Annotated in this window: 17 protein-coding genes; 9 read left to right on the top strand and 8 right to left on the bottom strand. The window is 69.9% G+C overall.

From position 1 onward, the window contains the following. Positions 1-34 precede the first annotated feature (34 nt). From U8D42_RS16515 to U8D42_RS16495, 5 genes are all read right to left on the bottom strand, one after another. Positions 35-481 (bottom strand): cysteine desulfuration protein SufE, encoded by a 447-nt coding sequence (locus tag U8D42_RS16515; RefSeq protein WP_085241690.1) that lies wholly within the window; start codon positions 479-481, stop codon positions 35-37. Beyond that, entirely contained in the window at positions 478-1371 is an 894-nt protein-coding gene (locus U8D42_RS16510) for a sulfurtransferase (protein ID WP_322859632.1), read from the bottom strand. The genes U8D42_RS16515 and U8D42_RS16510 overlap by 4 nt, the downstream gene beginning before the upstream one ends. 124 nt (positions 1372-1495) lie before the next feature. Then, complete coding sequence (locus tag U8D42_RS16505; protein WP_085241688.1) at positions 1496-2125, bottom strand: Maf family protein; 630 nt, start codon at positions 2123-2125, stop codon at positions 1496-1498. Beyond that, a complete protein-coding gene (locus U8D42_RS16500; protein ID WP_085241775.1) occupies positions 2122-2370 on the bottom strand; it encodes an acyl-CoA carboxylase subunit epsilon in 249 nt (82 codons plus the stop codon). The genes U8D42_RS16505 and U8D42_RS16500 overlap by 4 nt, the downstream gene beginning before the upstream one ends. Before the next feature lie 8 nt (positions 2371-2378). After that, positions 2379-4019: an acyl-CoA carboxylase subunit beta gene (locus tag U8D42_RS16495; protein WP_322859633.1), complete on the bottom strand. Its 1641-nt coding sequence runs from the start codon at positions 4017-4019 to the stop codon at positions 2379-2381. A 49-nt stretch (positions 4020-4068) separates the two neighbouring features. On the opposite strand from U8D42_RS16495, the gene U8D42_RS16490 reads away from it, so the two are divergent. After that, positions 4069-4884 carry a biotin--[acetyl-CoA-carboxylase] ligase gene (locus tag U8D42_RS16490; RefSeq protein ID WP_085241686.1) on the top strand — a complete coding sequence of 272 codons (816 nt, stop codon included), beginning with the start codon at positions 4069-4071 and terminating at the stop codon, positions 4882-4884. 11 nt (positions 4885-4895) lie between these two features. Then, on the top strand, positions 4896-5414 hold the full coding sequence (locus U8D42_RS16485; protein ID WP_322859634.1) for a PH domain-containing protein: 519 nt from the start codon (positions 4896-4898) through the stop codon (positions 5412-5414). Here the strand turns inward: U8D42_RS16485 and U8D42_RS16480 are convergent. After that, positions 5369-6028 carry a GtrA family protein gene (locus U8D42_RS16480; RefSeq protein ID WP_322859635.1) on the bottom strand — a complete coding sequence of 220 codons (660 nt, stop codon included), beginning with the start codon at positions 6026-6028 and terminating at the stop codon, positions 5369-5371. The genes U8D42_RS16485 and U8D42_RS16480 overlap by 46 nt on opposite strands. Positions 6029-6125: 97 nt before the next feature. Here U8D42_RS16480 and U8D42_RS16475 point away from each other — a divergent pair, with 97 nt between their 5' ends. The 6 genes from U8D42_RS16475 (at position 6126) to U8D42_RS16450 (ending at position 12558) form a co-directional block, all read left to right on the top strand. Further along, positions 6126-7418 carry a 5-(carboxyamino)imidazole ribonucleotide synthase gene (locus U8D42_RS16475; RefSeq protein WP_322859636.1) on the top strand — a complete coding sequence of 431 codons (1293 nt, stop codon included), beginning with the start codon at positions 6126-6128 and terminating at the stop codon, positions 7416-7418. Next, positions 7405-7926 carry a 5-(carboxyamino)imidazole ribonucleotide mutase gene (purE, locus tag U8D42_RS16470; RefSeq protein ID WP_322859637.1) on the top strand — a complete coding sequence of 174 codons (522 nt, stop codon included), beginning with the start codon at positions 7405-7407 and terminating at the stop codon, positions 7924-7926. Before U8D42_RS16475 ends, purE begins: the two co-directional genes overlap by 14 nt. Positions 7927-8001: 75 nt before the next feature. After that, on the top strand, positions 8002-9171 hold the full coding sequence (locus tag U8D42_RS16465; protein ID WP_322859638.1) for an acyl-CoA dehydrogenase: 1170 nt from the start codon (positions 8002-8004) through the stop codon (positions 9169-9171). 137 nt (positions 9172-9308) lie between these two features. Further along, the gene (locus tag U8D42_RS16460; protein WP_431523779.1) at positions 9309-10502 is read left to right on the top strand and encodes a PP2C family protein-serine/threonine phosphatase; all 1194 of its coding nucleotides are present in this window, start codon (positions 9309-9311) and stop codon (positions 10500-10502) included. 71 nt (positions 10503-10573) lie between these two features. Beyond that, positions 10574-12121, top strand: coding sequence for a sensor histidine kinase (locus U8D42_RS16455; protein ID WP_322860138.1), 1548 nt, complete (start codon positions 10574-10576; stop codon positions 12119-12121). Next, positions 12118-12558 (top strand): response regulator, encoded by a 441-nt coding sequence (locus U8D42_RS16450; RefSeq protein ID WP_322859639.1) that lies wholly within the window; start codon positions 12118-12120, stop codon positions 12556-12558. The genes U8D42_RS16455 and U8D42_RS16450 overlap by 4 nt, the downstream gene beginning before the upstream one ends. On the opposite strand, the gene U8D42_RS16445 is transcribed toward U8D42_RS16450, so the two are convergent. Continuing rightward, positions 12548-13759 (bottom strand): CoA transferase, encoded by a 1212-nt coding sequence (locus U8D42_RS16445; RefSeq protein WP_322859640.1) that lies wholly within the window; start codon positions 13757-13759, stop codon positions 12548-12550. The two genes, U8D42_RS16450 and U8D42_RS16445, sit on opposite strands and share 11 nt — an antisense overlap. Before the next feature lie 14 nt (positions 13760-13773). Next, positions 13774-14688: a class I SAM-dependent methyltransferase gene (locus tag U8D42_RS16440; RefSeq protein ID WP_090423400.1), complete on the bottom strand. Its 915-nt coding sequence runs from the start codon at positions 14686-14688 to the stop codon at positions 13774-13776. 116 nt (positions 14689-14804) lie between these two features. On the opposite strand from U8D42_RS16440, the gene U8D42_RS16435 reads away from it, so the two are divergent. Beyond that, positions 14805-16418, top strand: coding sequence for an AMP-binding protein (locus tag U8D42_RS16435; protein ID WP_322859641.1), 1614 nt, complete (start codon positions 14805-14807; stop codon positions 16416-16418). Positions 16419-16505: the final 87 nt, after the last annotated feature.

Raw genomic sequence — 16505 nt, 5'->3', positions numbered from 1 at the left:
CTTACAACTCCTGGGAAGTCTAAGCGCCGCGCCGTCAGGCCGATGAGGCGGTGCCGGTATTTCGACCCGACTCGCGCAGCCGCCGTTTGATGCGGGCGAGCATCGCCGACATGCCGCGCAACCGTAATGGGCTGATCAGCGCGGCCAATCCCAGGTCGGTGTAGAAGTCCTCGGGCACCGCCAGAATGTCGGCCGCGGGCTGCTGGTCGAGGCCGGCGGCCAGGATCGCGGCGAACCCCCGGGTGGTCGGCGCCTCGGCCGGCGCGCTGAAGTGCAACCGCACCCGCTCCGGGTCGCTGGCGTCGACGTGGAGGAACAGCGGGGTCTGGCACTCCGGCACCGGCTCCATGGCCCGCTCTTCCAGCTCGGCGGGCAGGGCGGGCAGTTCGTTGGCGAATTCCAGCAGCAGGGCCAGCTTGTCCTGGCCCTCGACCTCGGCGAAGTCGGACACCACCTCAGCCAGCGGGGCGGGCAGGGTCATCGGGCGGGAACGTCCCCCGGTTCGGTGCCGCCGACGATCGGGGTGCGCACGGTGTTGCCCCATTCCGTCCACGACCCGTCGTAGTTGCGCACGCCGGGCTTGCCCAGCAGGTAGGTGAGCACGAACCAGGTGTGGCTGGACCGCTCGCCGATGCGGCAGTACACGACGGTCTTGTCGTCCGGGGTGATGAAGTCGTAGAGCTCCTCGAGTTCCTCGCGGCTGCGGAATCGCCCGCTCTCGTCGACCGCGCTGGCCCACGGGATGGAGCGGGCGGTCGGGATGTGGCCGCCGCGCAGCACACCTTCCTCGGGGTAGTCGGGCATGTGGGTGCGCTTGCCGGTGTACTCGTCGGGCGAGCGCACGTCGATCAGCGGCTGGCTGCCCAGGGCGGCCAGCACGTCGTCCTTGAAGGCCCGGATGGGTTCGTCGTTGCGCGCGACGACGGGGTAGCCGGTGGAGGTCTTGGTCGGCACGTCCAGCGTCACCTCCCGCCCTTCCCGGAGCCACAGGTCGCGGCCGCCGTTGAGCAGGCGCACGTCGGGGTGGCCGAACAACGTGAAGACCCACAGCGCGTAGGCGGCCCACCAGTTGCTCTTGTCCCCGTAGATGACCACGGTGTCGTCGCGGGCGATGCCCTTGCGGTCCATCAGCTCGGCGAACTGCTCGCCGTTGATGTAGTCGCGGACCCGGGGATCGTTGAGGTCGGTGTGCCAGTCGATCTTCACGGCGCCCGGGATATGGCCGACGTCGTAGAGCAGGACGTCCTCGTCGGATTCGACGATGACCAGGCCGGGGCTGCCCAGGTGGGCGGAGAGCCAGTCGGCGGTGACCAGCCGTTCGGGGTGGGCGTAATCGGTCAGTGTCGGGCTCGGATCGGGGGGTAATGCCACGCGACCGAGCCTACCGCCAGGGGTAACCGGTCACCCAGCGCCGTTGCCCTGCCCGCGGCACATAAACCGTTGCGACGACACGCCGCGGGTCGCAGCGGTTGATGTCTCGTGGAGCGGCCCGGCGCTAGCCCGCCCACAGGGCGGCGACCGACAGGCCGAGGCGGCCCAGCATCGACCGCAGCAGCGGCAGGCTCACGCCGATCACGTTCGACGGGTCGCCGTCGACCCCGTCGATGAACCAGCCGCCCAGCCCGTCGAGGGTGAACCCGCCGGCCACCCGCAGGGGCTCGCCGCTGGCGACGTAGGCCCGCAGATCCGCGTCCGTCGGCGAGGCGAAACGCACTGTGGTACAGGCGGATTCGGCTTCGCGGCCGGTGATCACGCCGTCGCTCAGCCGCAGCAGGCAGTGCCCGGTGTGCAGCCGGCCCGCCCGGCCGGCCATCCCGCGCCACTGGGCCATCGCGGCGTCGGCCGAGCCGGGCTTGCCGCACAGTTCGCCGTCCAGGTGCAGCATCGAATCGCAGCCCAGGACAAGGCAATCCGCGGCGACGGAGCCGTCCAGTTCGCCCGCCACGCGTTCGGCCTTGGCGGCCGCCAGCGCGCACACCACCTCCGCCGGCGGGGCGCCGGGCCCCAGCTCGGCCACAATGGCGTCCTCGTCCACACCGGACACCGCCACCAGCGGATCGACGCCGGCCTGGCGCAGCACCTTCAGGCGGCCCGACGAGGCCGACCCGAGGACCAGGCGGGTCAACGCTTCATGTGTGTCATCTGCTGCATGGTGAGCCGCTGGTAGTTGGACATGGCGAACCGCAGCCGGTCCACCGGCAGGCCCCAGCGGGTGGCCTCGGGCTCGGTGGGCTCGGGGACGCCCCCGCCGACCAGGCCCAGCGCGGTGACCAACGCGGCCACCTCCTCGTCGGTGGGGTGGCCCTTGAGGATGTGGATGTGCGGCTCGTGGGCGGTTTCGGTTGCCTCGGAACCGTTTTCGTCGTTCATCTCGTCGCTCACAGCGGGATGTTCCCGTGCTTCTTGGGGGGCAGGTGCGAGATCTTGCGTTCCAGCAGCCGCAGCGCCGTGCCGATGTAGCCGCGGGTGTGCGACGGCGGGATCACCGCGTCGACGTAGCCGCGCTCGGCGGCGACGTACGGGTTGACCAACGTGTCCTCGTACTCCTGCTGCAGCTCCAGCCGCAGCGCGTCGACGTCCTTGCCCTCCTTGGCCGCCTCCGCGAGCTGCTTGCGGTAGACGAACCCGACGGCGCCGGAGGCGCCCATCACGGCGATCTGCGCGGTCGGCCAGGCGATGTTGACGTCACAGCCCATGTCCTTGGAGCCCATGACGCAGTACGCGCCGCCGTAGGCCTTGCGGGTGATCACGGTGATCTTGGGGACGGTGGCCTCGCCGTAGGCGAACAGCAGCTTGGCGCCGCGGCGGATGATGCCGTTGTACTCCTGGCCGGTGCCCGGCAGGAAGCCCGGGACGTCCACCAGCATGATGATCGGGATGTTGAAGCAGTCGCAGGTCCGCACGAACCGCGCCGCCTTCTCCGAGGCGTTGATGTCCAGGCAGCCGGCGAACTGCGTGGGCTGGTTGGCCACGATGCCCACCGGCCGGCCCTCGATGCGGCCGAATCCGACGATGATGTTGGTGGCGTAGCCGTTCTGGATCTCCAGGAACTCGTCGTCGTCGAGGATGCGGGTAATCACCTCGTGCATGTCGTAGGGCTGGTTCGCCGAGTCGGGGATCAGCGTGTCCAGCTCGAGGTCCTCCTCGGTGAGGTTGTCTTCAATTGGCACCGCTGGCGCCTCCGCTTGGTAGCGGGGCGCGTCGGTGGCGTTGTTGGGCGGCAGGTAGCTCAGCAGGTCGCGCACCCAGTCGAAGGCGTCCTGCTCGCCGGAGGCGACGTAGTGCAGGGTGCCCGACTTGGCCATGTGGGTGTGGGCGCCGCCGAGCTCCTCCATCGTGACGTCCTCGCCGGTGACGGTCTTGATGACGTCCGGCCCGGTGATGAACATCTGGCTGGTCTGGTCGACCATCACCACGAAGTCGGTCAGCGCGGGGGAGTAGACGTGCCCACCGGCGGCGGCGCCCATGATCAACGAGATCTGCGGGATCACGCCCGAGGCCAGGATGTTGTTCCGGAAGATCTTGCTGTACAGGCCCAGGGAGACGACGCCCTCCTGGATCCGCGCGCCGGCGCCGTCGTTGATGCCGATCAGCGGGCGGCCGGTCTTGAGCGCCAGCTCCTGCACCTTGACGATCTTCTCGCCGTACACCTCGCCGAGGCTGCCGCCGAACACCGTGGCGTCCTGGCTGAAGATGCACACCTCGCGGCCGTCAATGGTGCCGTAGCCGGTGATCACGCCGTCGCCGAGCGGGCGGTTGTTCTCCATGCCGAAGTTCTTGCTGCGGTGCCGCGCCAGGGCGTCGAGCTCGACGAACGAGTCCTCGTCCAGCAGGGCCAGGATGCGCTCGCGGGCGGTCAGCTTGCCCTTGGCGTGCACCTTGTCGACGGCCTCTTCGCCCACCGGGTGCAGCGACTCTTCCCGCCGCTTGTGCAGCTCGGCCAGCTTGCCTGCGGTGGTGTGGATGTCGATGGTGTGCTCGGCGGCCGGCTCCGCGGTGTGGTCCGTAACGCTTGTCATGGGATCCGATGGTATCGGCCGCCGCTGCGGCGCAGTTTTAGGCTGGGCGGTGATGGACACCGATGAGCTCAGGCCACCGCTGGACGCGACCGCATTGCGCGCCGAACTGATCGGGACGGGGCTCGGCTGGCGCCGGCTCGACGTCGTCGAACAGACCGGCTCCACGAACGCCGACCTGCTCGCGCAGGCCGCCTCGGGGGCTGACGTGGCCGGGGCCGTGCTGATCGCCGAGCACCAGACCGCCGGCCGCGGGCGGCACGGCCGCGGCTGGTCGGCCACCCCGCGAACCCAGATCACGATGTCGGTCGGCGTCAGCATCGTCGACGTGCCGACCGCCGGGTGGGGCTGGCTGCCGCTGGCCACCGGGGTGGCGGTGGTCGATGCGGTTGCCCCGCTGCTCGACGGGGTTCGGGTGGTGGGCCTCAAGTGGCCCAACGACGTCCTGGCCGGCCCCTCCGAGTCGCCGGGCAAGCTCGCGGGCATCCTGGCCGAGGTGGCGAAGCCGGTCGTGGTGATCGGCGTGGGGCTCAACGTCTTCGAGGCCCCCGGCGGCGTCGAGGGGGCCACCTCGCTGCGCGACCTCGGCGTGCGGGAGCCCGACCGCACCCGGCTGGTGTGCGCGCTGCTGGCCGAGCTCGGGCGGCGCATCGTCGCGTGGCGGGCCGCCCGCGGGGCGGACTGGGCGCTGGCGGCCGACTACCGGGCGCGCAGCCTGACCATCGGCAACCGCGTGCGCGCGCAGGTGCCCGGCGGCAAGGAAGTCGTCGGGACCGCGAGCGCCATCGACGACCAGGGCAGGCTGTGCATCGAGACCGGGTCGGAAACCGTCGTCGTCTCCGCTGGTGACGTGGTGCATTTGCGGTAGCTTCGGCGAGCATGAGCTACCCGGATAACGTCCTGGCCGCCGGCGAGCAGGTGATCGTCCACCGCCACCCGCACTGGAAGCGGCTGATCTGGCCGGTCGTGGCCCTGCTGCTGGCGACCGCGCTGGCGTCGTTCGGGTCCGGATACCTCAACTCGACGCACTGGGGCCAGCCGGCCAAGAACATCATCTACGCCGTCATCTGGGCCATCTGGCTGGTGATCGTCGGCTGGCTGACGCTGTGGCCGTTCCTGAGCTGGCTGACCACACATTTCGTGGTCACGAACCGGCGGGTGATGTTCCGGCACGGGGTGCTGACCCGCACCGGGATCGATATCCCGCTGGCGCGGATCAACAGCGTGGAATTCCGTGACCGCATTACCGAGCGGATGTTTCGGACCGGGACGCTGATTATCGAATCGGCGTCACAGGATCCGTTGGAGTTTTACGACATTCCGCGGCTGCGCGAGGTGCACGCGCTGCTCTATCACGAAGTTTTCGACACCCTCGGCTCGGAGGAGTCGCCCGGCTGAGTCGGCCGGCCGGCGCGGTTGCGCCAGGCCCGCAACAGCGTGACGTTTCCGCCCTCGATCTCGTCCTCGAGCATCTCGGCGATGCCGCCGGCGGTCAGCGCGGACTCCAGCGCCTTGTCGGGGTTGCGGGCGAACTCGTCCGGGAAGACCCAGCGCCGGAACGCCCAGAAGCGGAACGCCATCTGCAGCAGGTTGCCGATGATGTAGGCCGAGATGAAGTCGGCGATGTTCTCCACGGTCAGCGACACCATCGGCTCCCGCAGCTGCAGGATGTAGCTGGAGAACCACAGCGGCGCCATGGACAGCAGCACGCCCACCCCGCTGAACGCGAAGAACAGCAGCGCCTCGTGGTGACGCTCGCGGCCGCCGCGATCGCGGAAGCTCCATTCGCGGTTCAACACGTAGGACGCGATGACCGCGACGATGCCGGCGATGACCTTCGCGGTGACCGGCTTGTAGTCCAGAATTGTCAGCTTGAGGGTGTAGAAAATCGCCGAGTCGATCACAAACGTCGTTCCGCCGACGATGGCGAATTTGATCAGTTCGTGGTGGCGCAACAAATAGGGCTGAATAAACCCGGGTAGGCGCTCGATTGCGGCTTCGGCGAAGGGCACAAGTCGTCAGTGTACGGACGCACACAAAATCGACGCAAAATCGTACATAACATTTCGGCGTCACCGCCGGTCAACACGCCGCCGGCGCCGTGACACCATGATGGCCGTGCCGAGTACACCCCCGCCCGGAGCCGTCCCCGCCGTCCCGCCGTTGGTCGCCATGGTCGGCGGCGGTCAGCTGGCCCGGATGACCCACCAGGCCGCGATCGCGCTGGGGCAGACCCTGCGGGTGCTGGCCACCGCCCCCGGCGAGCCTGCCGCGCAGGTCACCCCCGACGTGGTGATCGGCTCGCACACCGAGCTGGAGGACCTGCGCCGGGTGGCGGCCGGGGCCCACGTGCTGACGTTCGACCACGAGCACGTGCCGACCGAGCTGCTGGAGAAGCTGGTCGCCGAGGGCGTCAACGTCGCGCCGCCACCGGAGGCGCTGGTGCACGCCCAGGACAAGCTGGTCATGCGCCGGCGGCTGGAGGCACTCGGGGTTCCGGTGCCCCGCTATGCCGAGATCGGAACCATCGACGACCTCGATGCCTTCGCGCGGCGGATAGCCGGCCCCGTGGTCGTGAAGGCGGTGCGCGGCGGTTACGACGGGCGGGGAGTGCGGATGGCCCGTGACCCTTCGCATGCCCGCGACATCGCGACCGCCTTCCTGGCCGACGGCGTGCCGGTGATGGCCGAGGAGCAGGTGAACCTGCGCCGCGAATTGTCGGCGCTGGTCGCCCGCTCCCCGTTCGGCCAGGGCGCGGCCTGGCCCGTGGTGGAGACCGTGCAACGGGACGGCATCTGCGTGCAGGTGATCGCCCCCGCGCCCGGGCTGCCCGACGACGTGGCCGCCGCCGCCCAACAGCTGGCGTTGCGGCTGGCCGCCGAGCTGGGCGTGGTCGGGGTGCTCGCCGTCGAGCTGTTCGAGACCGCCGACGGGGGCGTGCTGGTCAACGAGCTCGCGATGCGGCCGCACAACTCCGGGCACTGGACCATGGACGGCGCGCGCACCGGCCAGTTCGAGCAGCACGTGCGCGCGGTGCTGGACTATCCGCTCGGCGACACCGACGCCGTCGCGCCGGTGACGGTGATGGCGAACGTGCTCGGCGCGCCGGAGCGGCCCGCCATGACGGTGGACGAGCGGCTGCACCACCTGTTCGCGCGCATGCCCGACGCCCGGGTGCACCTGTACGGCAAGGAGGAGCGGCCCGGCCGCAAGGTCGGCCACGTCAACTTCCTCGGGACCGACATGGCGGAGGTGGCCGCGCTGCGGGAACGCGCCCAGCTGGCGGCACACTGGTTGTCACACGCGCAGTGGACGGACGGATGGGATCCGCATGCCGGCGACGATAAACAGAGCAGTGCGATAGGAAAAGGCGGGAGAAGCGGCATCAATGGCCATGACTAGCAACCCCAGGGTCGGCGTGATCATGGGCAGCGACAGCGACTGGTCGGTGATGGCCGACGCCGCGGCCGCGCTGGCCGAGTTCGACATACCGGCCGAGGTCCGGGTGGTGTCGGCGCATCGCACGCCTCAGGTGATGTTCGACTACGCGCGCGGGGCGGCCGACCGCGGCATCGAGGTCATCATCGCCGGGGCCGGCGGGGCCGCCCACCTGCCCGGGATGGTCGCGTCCGCGACGCCGCTGCCGGTGATCGGGGTGCCGGTGCCGCTGGCGCGGCTGGACGGCCTGGACTCGTTGCTGTCCATCGTGCAGATGCCGGCGGGCGTCCCGGTGGCCACGGTGTCGATCGGGGGTGCCCGCAACGCGGGCCTGCTCGCCGTGCGCATGCTCGGCTCGTCGGACCCGGCGCTGCGCGCCCGCATCGTCGAGTTCTCCGACCAGCTGGCCGAGAGCGTGCGGGCCAAGGATGAGGCGCTGCAACAGCGTCAAGGTAAAGTTACCGGCGAGTAGCCTGGCGACGATGCGGCCGCGCAGCGGCCGGAAGAGGAGCCGGGCAGTTCGCCCAAGCGCTAGAGGAGGCTCGTGATGGCTGGTTGGGCCGGAGACCCCACGTTCGATTTGTTTCAGTTGCCCGAGGAACACCAGGAGTTGCGGGCGGCGATCCGCGCGTTGGCGGAGAAGGAGATCGCCCCGCACGCCGCCGACGTCGACGAGAACTCGCGGTTCCCGGACGAGGCGCTCGAGGCGTTGAACGCGTCGGGTTTCAACGCCGTGCATGTGCCCGAGGAGTACGGCGGGCAGGGCGCCGATTCCGTCGCGGCGTGCATCGTGATCGAGGAGGTCGCCCGCGTCGACGCGTCGGCGTCGCTGATCCCGGCGGTGAACAAGCTGGGCACCATGGGGCTGATCCTGCGCGGGTCCGACGAGCTCAAGAAGCAGGTGCTGCCGCAGATCGCCGACGGCACCGCGATGGCGTCCTACGCGCTTTCCGAGCGGGAGGCCGGCAGTGATGCGGCCTCGATGCGCACCCGCGCCAAGGCCGACGGCGACGACTGGATCCTCAACGGGGCCAAGTGCTGGATCACCAACGGCGGCAAGTCGAGCTGGTACACGGTCATGGCGGTCACCGACCCGGACAAGGGCTCAAACGGCATCTCGTCGTTCATGGTCCACAAGGACGACGAGGGCTTCACGGTGGGTCCGAAGGAGAAGAAGCTCGGCATCAAGGGCTCCCCGACCACCGAGCTGTACTTCGAGAACTGCCGCATCCCGGGGGATCGGATCATCGGCGAGCCGGGCACCGGCTTCAAGACCGCGCTGGCGACCCTGGACCACACCCGGCCCACCATCGGCGCCCAGGCGGTCGGCATCGCGCAGGGGGCGCTGGACGCGGCGATCGCCTACACCAAGGACCGCAAGCAGTTCGGCCGTCCGGTCAGCGACAACCAGGGTGTGCAGTTCATGCTCGCCGACATGGCGATGAAGGTGGAAGCGGCGCGGCTGATGGTCTACCACGCGGCCGCCCGCGCCGAGCGCGGCGAAGCCAACCTGGGTTTCATCTCCGCGGCGTCCAAGTGCCTGGCGTCCGACGTCGCGATGGAGGTGACCACCGACGCGGTGCAACTCTTCGGCGGCTACGGCTACACGCAGGACTTCCCGGTGGAGCGGATGATGCGCGACGCCAAGATCACCCAGATCTACGAGGGCACCAACCAGATTCAGCGCGTGGTGATGTCACGGGCACTGCTGCGCTGACCGATAGGATCTCCGACGGTTAACCACTCTGCGGTGTCGGGCCGGACGTAGAGTCGTGCGAATGGGTCTTACCGGCGGAGGGGGGCTGGAGTGAACAGCGTGGCTACCTCCGCGCATCCGGGGATGACCCGGAATTGATGCCAGCGCGCGCTCCCGTGATCCCGGCGGCGAATTGGCAGTCCTTGTCTTTGCTGTTGGTGGAGGACGACCGCGCCGATGCGGTGCTGGTGGAGGAGCTGATCGCCGACGCGGTCGCCGATATCCGGGTGGTCTGGGCGCAGTCGATGGCCCACGCCGAGCGCGAACTGGCCTCGGCCCGGCCCGACTGCGTGCTGCTGGACCTGCACCTGCCCGACGCCAGCGGCATCGACGCGCTGAACCGCATCGCCGAGCGCGACGCCACCGTTCCGATCGTCGTGCTGACCGGGCTGAACGACGAGTACTTCGGGGCTTCCGCGGTCGCTGCCGGCGCCCAGGACTACCTGGTCAAGGGCCGCGTCGAGCCGGAGATGCTGCGGCGCGCGCTGCTGTACGCGATCGAGCGCAAGCGCGCCGAGCTGATCGCCGCCGACCTGCACGCGACCCGGCTGCGGGCCCGCGAGAACGCGCTGCTGGAGCGCGGGCTGCTGCCGTCCCCCCTGCTGCTGGATAACCCGGGCGTCGACATCGTCGCCCGGTACCGGCCGAGCCGCGAGGACGCGCTGCTGTGCGGGGACTTCTACGACGTGGTGCAGACGCCCGACCGGGTGATCCACGTCCTGATCGGCGACGTCGCCGGGCACGGGCCGCACGAGGCCGCCCTGGGCGCTGCGCTGCGGATCGCCTTCCGCGCGCTCACCTTCGCCGGCGTGCGGGGCGTGGAGCTGATGCGGCAACTCGAGCGGGTGCTGCACTCGGAACGAACGGGCACAGGGGTTTTCGCGACCGTGCTGAGCCTCGAGATCCCGCCCGGCGGCTCCCGCATCACCGCGATCCGGGCCGGCCATCCCGGGATGCTGTTGCAGCGCGACGGCACCGTCGAGTGGTTGGAGCCGCCCGGTGGCCCCGCACTGGGTCTGCGCGCCGACGACGACTGGCCGCGGCACGAGTTGGACCTGCCGCCGGGGCACGGCCTGCTGCTGCTCACCGACGGGCTGTTCGAGGGGTATTCGGGTGAGGGCACCCGGCGCCTGGGCGAGGAGGGCCTGCTCGAGCTGGCCCGGTCGCACGCGAATCGGCCGGGTCCGGAGTTCGTCGACGCGCTCATCGACGGCGCGCAGCGACTCGCTCGCCCCCGGGGCGGACTGACCGACGACATCGCCGTGCTGCGGGTCGAGAGGACCGCCGAGTGACCCCCAGCGTGCGCCGCTTGCGGCTGTCGGAGCTCACCGTGCGCGGATGGCAGGCCCTGGTCCTGGTCAGCATGGGCGTGATGGTGCTGGCCGGCGCGGTGGTCGGCGCGCTGCTGCTGAACCGCACGGACGAGATGACCCACCAGCTCGTCGACAGCATTCAGCCGGCACGCGTGGCGGCCTTCCAGCTGCAGTCCGCGTTGCGTGACCAGGAAACGGGGATCCGCGGCTACCTGTTGGTCGGGGACCGGCAATTCCTCATGCCGTACTACGACGGGCAACACGCCGAACAGGCCGCGGCGCAAGAGATCCGGCGGCGGCTGAGCCAGCGCCCGGACCTCAGCACCGACCTCGCCGCCATCGAGGATGCCGCGGCGAACTGGCGGGCGAACTACGCCGAGCCGGTCATCGCCACGGTGATGCCCACCGGCAAGAACGTCGCGAGCAAGCCGTCGGCTGAGCGCGGAAAAGCCGAATTCGACCATCTCCGAACACTTTTCGAGAGGCAGAACGCGAACCTGTCGGCAGCGGCGGCGACCGGTGCGGCCGAACTCAAGCGCACGGACGCCTGGCGTGACCGGGTGTTCGGCGCGATGGTGTTGCTGTTCTTCGCCACGGCCGGGCTGCTGGGGTTCCTGATCCGGGACACGGTCGCCCGCCCGCTCGCGGCGCTGGCCGGGGCGTGCCGGCGGATCACTCAGGGCAACTTCGAGGAGAGCATCACACCGCCGAGGCGGCCCAAGGACGTTCGCGACATGGCGATCGACGTGGAGAACATGCGCAAACGGATGGTCGAGGAACTCGAGATATCGCGCTCGGCGCAGACGCAGCTGGACGAGCAGGCCGCCGAATTGCGCCGGTCCAACACCGAACTCGAGCAGTTCGCCTACGTCGCCTCCCACGACCTGCAGGAGCCGCTGCGCAAGGTCGCCTCGTTCTGTCAGCTGCTGGAGCGCCGCTACGGTGACAAGCTCGACGAGCGCGGCATCGAATACATCGGCTTCGCGGTTGACGGGGCCAAGCGGATGCAGGCGCTGATCAACGACCTGCTCACCTTCTCCCGCGTCGGCCGGCTCGGCACCACCGAAACCGACGTGGACCTCGATTCGGCGCTGGATTCCGGCCTGGCCAACCTGGCCGTCGCGATCGAGGAGTCGCAGGCCGACATCGTGCGCCCGGACGCGCTTCCGCGGATCAAGGGCGACCCGACGCTGCTGACCATGCTCTGGCAGAACCTCATCGGCAACGCCGTGAAGTTCCGGCACAAGGATCGCCGGCCCCGCGTCGTGATCGAGTGCGCGCCGGGCACCGGCGATCACGACGGCGAATGGGTGATCACCGTGTCGGACAACGGCATCGGCATCCCGGCGGAGTTCGCCGACAAGGTCTTCGTCATCTTCCAGCGCCTGCACGGCCGCGACGTGTACGCCGGGACCGGCGTCGGGCTGGCCCTGGTCAAGAAGATCGTCGAGCACCATGGCGGCACCATTCGCATCGACACGTCCCGCACCGAGGGAACGCGATTCGAATTCACCCTGCCCATGCCCGAGCCCGAGCCGCAGCCCGAGCCCGACGCGGACGCGGACCGCCCAGCCGCTTTGGAAGGAGCGCATGAATGACATCGGCCGGTAGAGCGATCGACATCCTGCTCGTCGAAGACGACCCGGGAGACGAGCTCATCACGCGAGAAGCGTTCGAGCACAACAAACTCCAAAACCGGCTGCACGTCGCGCACGACGGGGAGGAGGGCCTCGACTACCTCTACCAGCGCGGCAGGTTCGAGGATGCGCCGCGGCCCGACCTCATCCTGCTGGACCTGAACCTGCCGAAATACGACGGCCGCCAGCTGCTGGAGAAGATCAAGTCCGACCCGGACCTGGCCCGCATCCCGGTCGTGGTGCTCACCACCTCCTCGGCGGAGGAGGACATCCTGCGCAGCTACAAGCTGCACGCCAACGCCTACGTGACCAAGCCGGTCGACCTGGACCAGTTCATGAAGGCGGTCCGACAGATCGACGAGTTCTTCGTCCAGGTGGTGCGGCTGCCTAGCCAGTGACAGGTGACGAGGTGGTCTGCGGGGTGAGGAACTCCTCGTTGTGCTCCCCGACGGCGGGCGGGGCATCCATGGCCGCGGCGTCGAAACTCGAGTAGCGCGCGGGCATGCGCACCACCGTGACGCCTTCGTCGCCGCTGCCCACCCGCAGGGCGAGCTCGTTCTCCGCGAACAGCGGGGTGTCCACCACCTGTTTCCAGGTATTGGCCAGGCAGGCCATCAGGCCGCCTTCCTGCAGCAGCTCGACCCATTCGGCCGCGGTCCTGGCGGCCAGCGCCGCCTCGAGTTCCTCGGTCAGCTCGGGGTAATTCATTGCGCGCGAACGCTGGTCGATGAACCGCTCGTCGGTCAGCAGGTCGGGCCGGCCGATGATCTGGCACAGCTTGGCCCAGTGCTTGGGCACGTACGCGCTGATCACCAGGTACCCGTCGGCGGCCTTGAACGCGTCCGACGGCTGGGTCGCGAAGCCAACACCCTTGCGCTTCTTGGCTTTCGGCTCCGAGTCCGGCTTCGGCCCGGGCGCCTGGGCCGGCTTGTTCAGGTGGATCGTGAGCTGGCCGGCCTGCAGGTTGACCGCGACGTCGTACATGGCGACGCGCACCACGTCGGCCACCCCGTGGCGCTCCCGGTTGAGCAGCGCGGCCAGCACCGCCTGGGCCAGCACGTGCCCGCTGGCGGCGTCGACGAGCTGGAACGGGATGATCTGCGGTTTGCCGCTCGGCGTCGGCATCCCGGTGGTCATCCCCGACTCGGCCGCGACCATCAGGTCCACGCCCGGCCTGCTGCCGTGCGGGCCGTTGCCGCCGTAGGCCGACAGCCGCGCGTAGATGAGCCGGGGGTTGCGGGCGCGCAGGTCGTCGGGGCCCAGGCCCATGCGTTCCATCACGCCGGGACGAAAGCCCTCCAGCACCACGTCGGCGGTGTCGACCAGCCGCAGGATCTGCTGCTTGGCCTCCTCGTCGGTGAGGTCCACCGCCACTGATTTCTTGCCGCGGTTGTGCGGCAGGAACAGGGTGGGCAGCGGCGGGCGACCGGGCAGGACCGCGGTGATCTGCCGGGCGGCCTCGCCGTGGGGTGCCTCGACCTTGATGACCTCGGCGCCCAGGTCCGCCAGCACCTGCCCGGCCAGCGGCCCGGCGATGTTCTGGGTGAAGTCGAGTACCCGGAATCCGTCAAGGGGCTTGGCGGGGGTGCTGTCTGCCATGGGTGGCCTTCCTGTCATTCGGCCTTGGTCAAGACCCCAGTGCAGTAGTAGTTCTGGGCGAACGGCGCACCGGGGTCGGTGCGCTGCAAAGGTAACCCGTTGTCGGCCAACAGCTGATTCAGGGGTGTGCGGACGGTGCGCCAGCCGTGCCGCTCCAGGTGTGTCGCGGCGTCGGTGCGCTCGCCCGGGAAGCCCAGGTCGCCCAGCGCGATGTCCAGGCCATTGTCCCGCCACTTCTGGCTGGCGGCGTTCAGGGCGTCACCGTTGGTGCCGGAGTTGATGAAGACCTCGGCGACCAGGCGGCTGCCATCGGCGCTGAGCGCGGTGATGTCGTCGAGCAGCCGGTCCTGCGCCTCGGGCGGCAGGAAGCCGAGCAGGCCCTCGGCGGCCCAGGCGGCGGGCCGCCCCGCGTCGAAGCCGGCCTGGCGCAGCGCCGAGGGCCAGTCGTGGCGCAGGTCGATCGGGACGGCCCGGACCGTGGCGGTGGGCTCGGCGCCGAGCTCGGCGATGGTGGCGGTCTTGAATTCGATGACCTGCGGCTGGTCGATCTCGAACACCGTGGTGCCCGACGCCCACGGCAGCCGGTAGGCCCGCGCGTCCAGACCCGAGGCCAGGATGACCACCTGGCGGATGCCGGCGGCGCCGGCCTCGGCGAAGAACGCGTCGATGTAGCGCGTGCGCGCGGCCAGCATGTCGGTCATGCGCTGCATGCCCCACGGGGCGCCGGGCTCGTCGACGTCGGCGGAGCTCAACTCACCGGCGGCCCATCGCGTCATGAAGTCGACGCCGACGGCGCGCACCAGTGGCTCGGCGAACGGGTCGTCGATCAGCCCGTCCCGGGTGGCCCGGGCCCGTCCGGCCGCCACCATGGTGGCGGTGGCCCCCACGCTGGTGGCCAGATCCCAGGTGTCGTTGTCAGTGCGCGTCATCGGCATTGCCCCTTTCTGGCGAGTCGTTAGCCAGAATAACGATGGTGACCAAAGGCCCCACCCGGTAGTGGCGTTGCGCCCTTATCCGGGACCGCGGCGGGCGGCAGCATCGACGTGTGCAGACCCTGCGACTTTTCGGGCGTGCGGGCTTGGAGGCCCGGTCGCTCCTGCTCTATGCCCGCTCCGGGAGCCTGCGGTTGGTCGCGCCCGGACAAGTCTTCTCGGTCCTGCGCGCCCTGCGGCGCTACGGCCTGCTGGGGGCGGCGACGGCGATCGCCGCCGGACGAGACCCCGATGGCGTGGCGCTGATCGACGAGCGCGGCCCCCTGACGTTCGGTGAGCTGGACGCGCGGACCAACGCCCTGGCCAACGAGTGGCGGCGGCGCGGCCTGGGCCCGGGCCACGCCGTGGCCATCCTGGTGGGCAACCACCGCGGCTTCCTGGAGGCGGTGTACGCCGCCGCCAAGTGCGGCGCCGGCGTCCTGCTGCTCAACACCGGGTTCGGCGCCGCGCAGCTCGCCGGGATGCTGTCCCGGGAACGCGCCGACCTGCTCGTCTACGACGAGGAGTACGACGCCGTCGTCGCCGACGTGCACCCGAGGCTGGGCCGGATCCGGGCCTGGACCCAGACGCCCGACCCCGACAGCCTCGACGCGCTGATCGAGCGCGGCGATCCCGGCCCGCCGCCGCCGTCGGGTGGGCGGCCCAGGATCGTCATCTCGACCAGCGGGACGACCGGCACCCCGAAGGGCGCCGCGCGTTCGGAACCCAGTTCGCTGATACCGGTCGGCGGCCTGCTCGGCAAGGTGCCGTTCCGCGGCCGGGAAGTCACCGAATGCTGTGTGCCGCTGTTTCATTCGATGGGCTTCAGCCACGCGATGTACGCGATGGTGCTGGGCTCGACCCTGGTGGTCCGCCGCCACTTCGACCCTCGGCAGGCGCTGGCGAGCGTGGCCGCGCACCGGGCCAGCGCCATGATCGTCGTCCCGATCATGTTGCGGCGCATCCTCGACCTGGGGCCGGCGGCCCTTTCCGGGCCCGACCTCTCCTCGCTGCGCATCGTGTTCGTCGGCGGTTCCCAGCTCGGTGCCGCGCTGGCCACCCGGGCGCTCGAGGCGCTGGGCCCCGTGGTCTACAACATGTACGGGTCCACCGAGGTCGCCTACGCCACCATCGCCACGCCCGCCGACCTGGCCGTCGCGCCCGGATGCGTGGGCGCGGTGGTGCCCGGATCGGTCGTCAAGATCCTCGGCGACGACGGCGGCGAGCTGGCGCCGGGGACGCCGGGGCGGATCTTCGTCGGCAATGTGCTGGCCTTCGAGGGATACACTGGCGGCGGCACCAAGGAATCGATCCGGGGGCTGATGTCGACCGGCGACGTCGGCCATTTCGATTCCGCTGGCAGGCTTTTCATCGACGGCCGTGACGACGAGATGATCGTCTCGGGCGGGGAGAACGTGTACCCCGGCGAGGTCGAGGACGCGCTTGCGCATCATCCCGACATCGTCGACGTCGCGGTCGTCGGCGTCGACGACGAGGAGTTCGGCCAGCGGTTGCGCGCCTATGTCGTGGTCCGGCCGGGCGCGGCGCTGACCGAGCGCGACGTCCAGGATTACGTCCGAGAGCGGTTGGCGCGCTTCAAAATCCCGCGCGATGTGCTGTTCGTCGACGCGCTGCCGCGCAACGCGGGCGGCAAGGTGCTCAAGCGGGTGCTGAACAGCCAGGCTTGACACGGTGGTGTTACCACCGGTTTTCGCCGCGAAACTGCATTCCGCGACGCGTTCGCCGAGTAATGCCGTCGCCAGTTGCAGTTTCGC

Origin of the sequence: Mycobacterium europaeum (assembly GCF_034555895.2) — a bacterium.
GTDB lineage: Bacteria > Actinomycetota > Actinomycetes > Mycobacteriales > Mycobacteriaceae > Mycobacterium > Mycobacterium europaeum.
Note: the sequence above shows the minus strand (reverse complement) of the source record. Positions and strands in the feature narration are given on the sequence as shown.

Bases quoted from the DNA above. Each gene is read 5' to 3' on its own strand.
- U8D42_RS16515 (WP_085241690.1), bottom strand. From the start codon at position 481: ATGACCCTGCCCGCCCCGCTGGCTGAGGTGGTGTCCGACTTCGCCGAG.
- U8D42_RS16500 (WP_085241775.1), bottom strand. From the start codon at position 2,370: ATGAACGACGAAAACGGTTCCGAGGCAACCGAAACCGCCCACGAGCCG.
- U8D42_RS16495 (WP_322859633.1), bottom strand. From the start codon at position 4,019: ATGACAAGCGTTACGGACCACACCGCGGAGCCGGCCGCCGAGCACACC.
- U8D42_RS16485 (WP_322859634.1), top strand. From the start codon at position 4,896: ATGAGCTACCCGGATAACGTCCTGGCCGCCGGCGAGCAGGTGATCGTC.
- U8D42_RS16475 (WP_322859636.1), top strand. From the start codon at position 6,126: ATGATGGCCGTGCCGAGTACACCCCCGCCCGGAGCCGTCCCCGCCGTC.
- purE (WP_322859637.1), top strand. From the start codon at position 7,405: ATGGCCATGACTAGCAACCCCAGGGTCGGCGTGATCATGGGCAGCGAC.
- U8D42_RS16465 (WP_322859638.1), top strand. From the start codon at position 8,002: ATGGCTGGTTGGGCCGGAGACCCCACGTTCGATTTGTTTCAGTTGCCC.
- U8D42_RS16460 (WP_431523779.1), top strand. From the start codon at position 9,309: ATGCCAGCGCGCGCTCCCGTGATCCCGGCGGCGAATTGGCAGTCCTTG.
- U8D42_RS16455 (WP_322860138.1), top strand. From the start codon at position 10,574: ATGGGCGTGATGGTGCTGGCCGGCGCGGTGGTCGGCGCGCTGCTGCTG.
- U8D42_RS16450 (WP_322859639.1), top strand. From the start codon at position 12,118: ATGACATCGGCCGGTAGAGCGATCGACATCCTGCTCGTCGAAGACGAC.
- U8D42_RS16445 (WP_322859640.1), bottom strand. From the start codon at position 13,759: ATGGCAGACAGCACCCCCGCCAAGCCCCTTGACGGATTCCGGGTACTC.
- U8D42_RS16440 (WP_090423400.1), bottom strand. From the start codon at position 14,688: ATGACGCGCACTGACAACGACACCTGGGATCTGGCCACCAGCGTGGGG.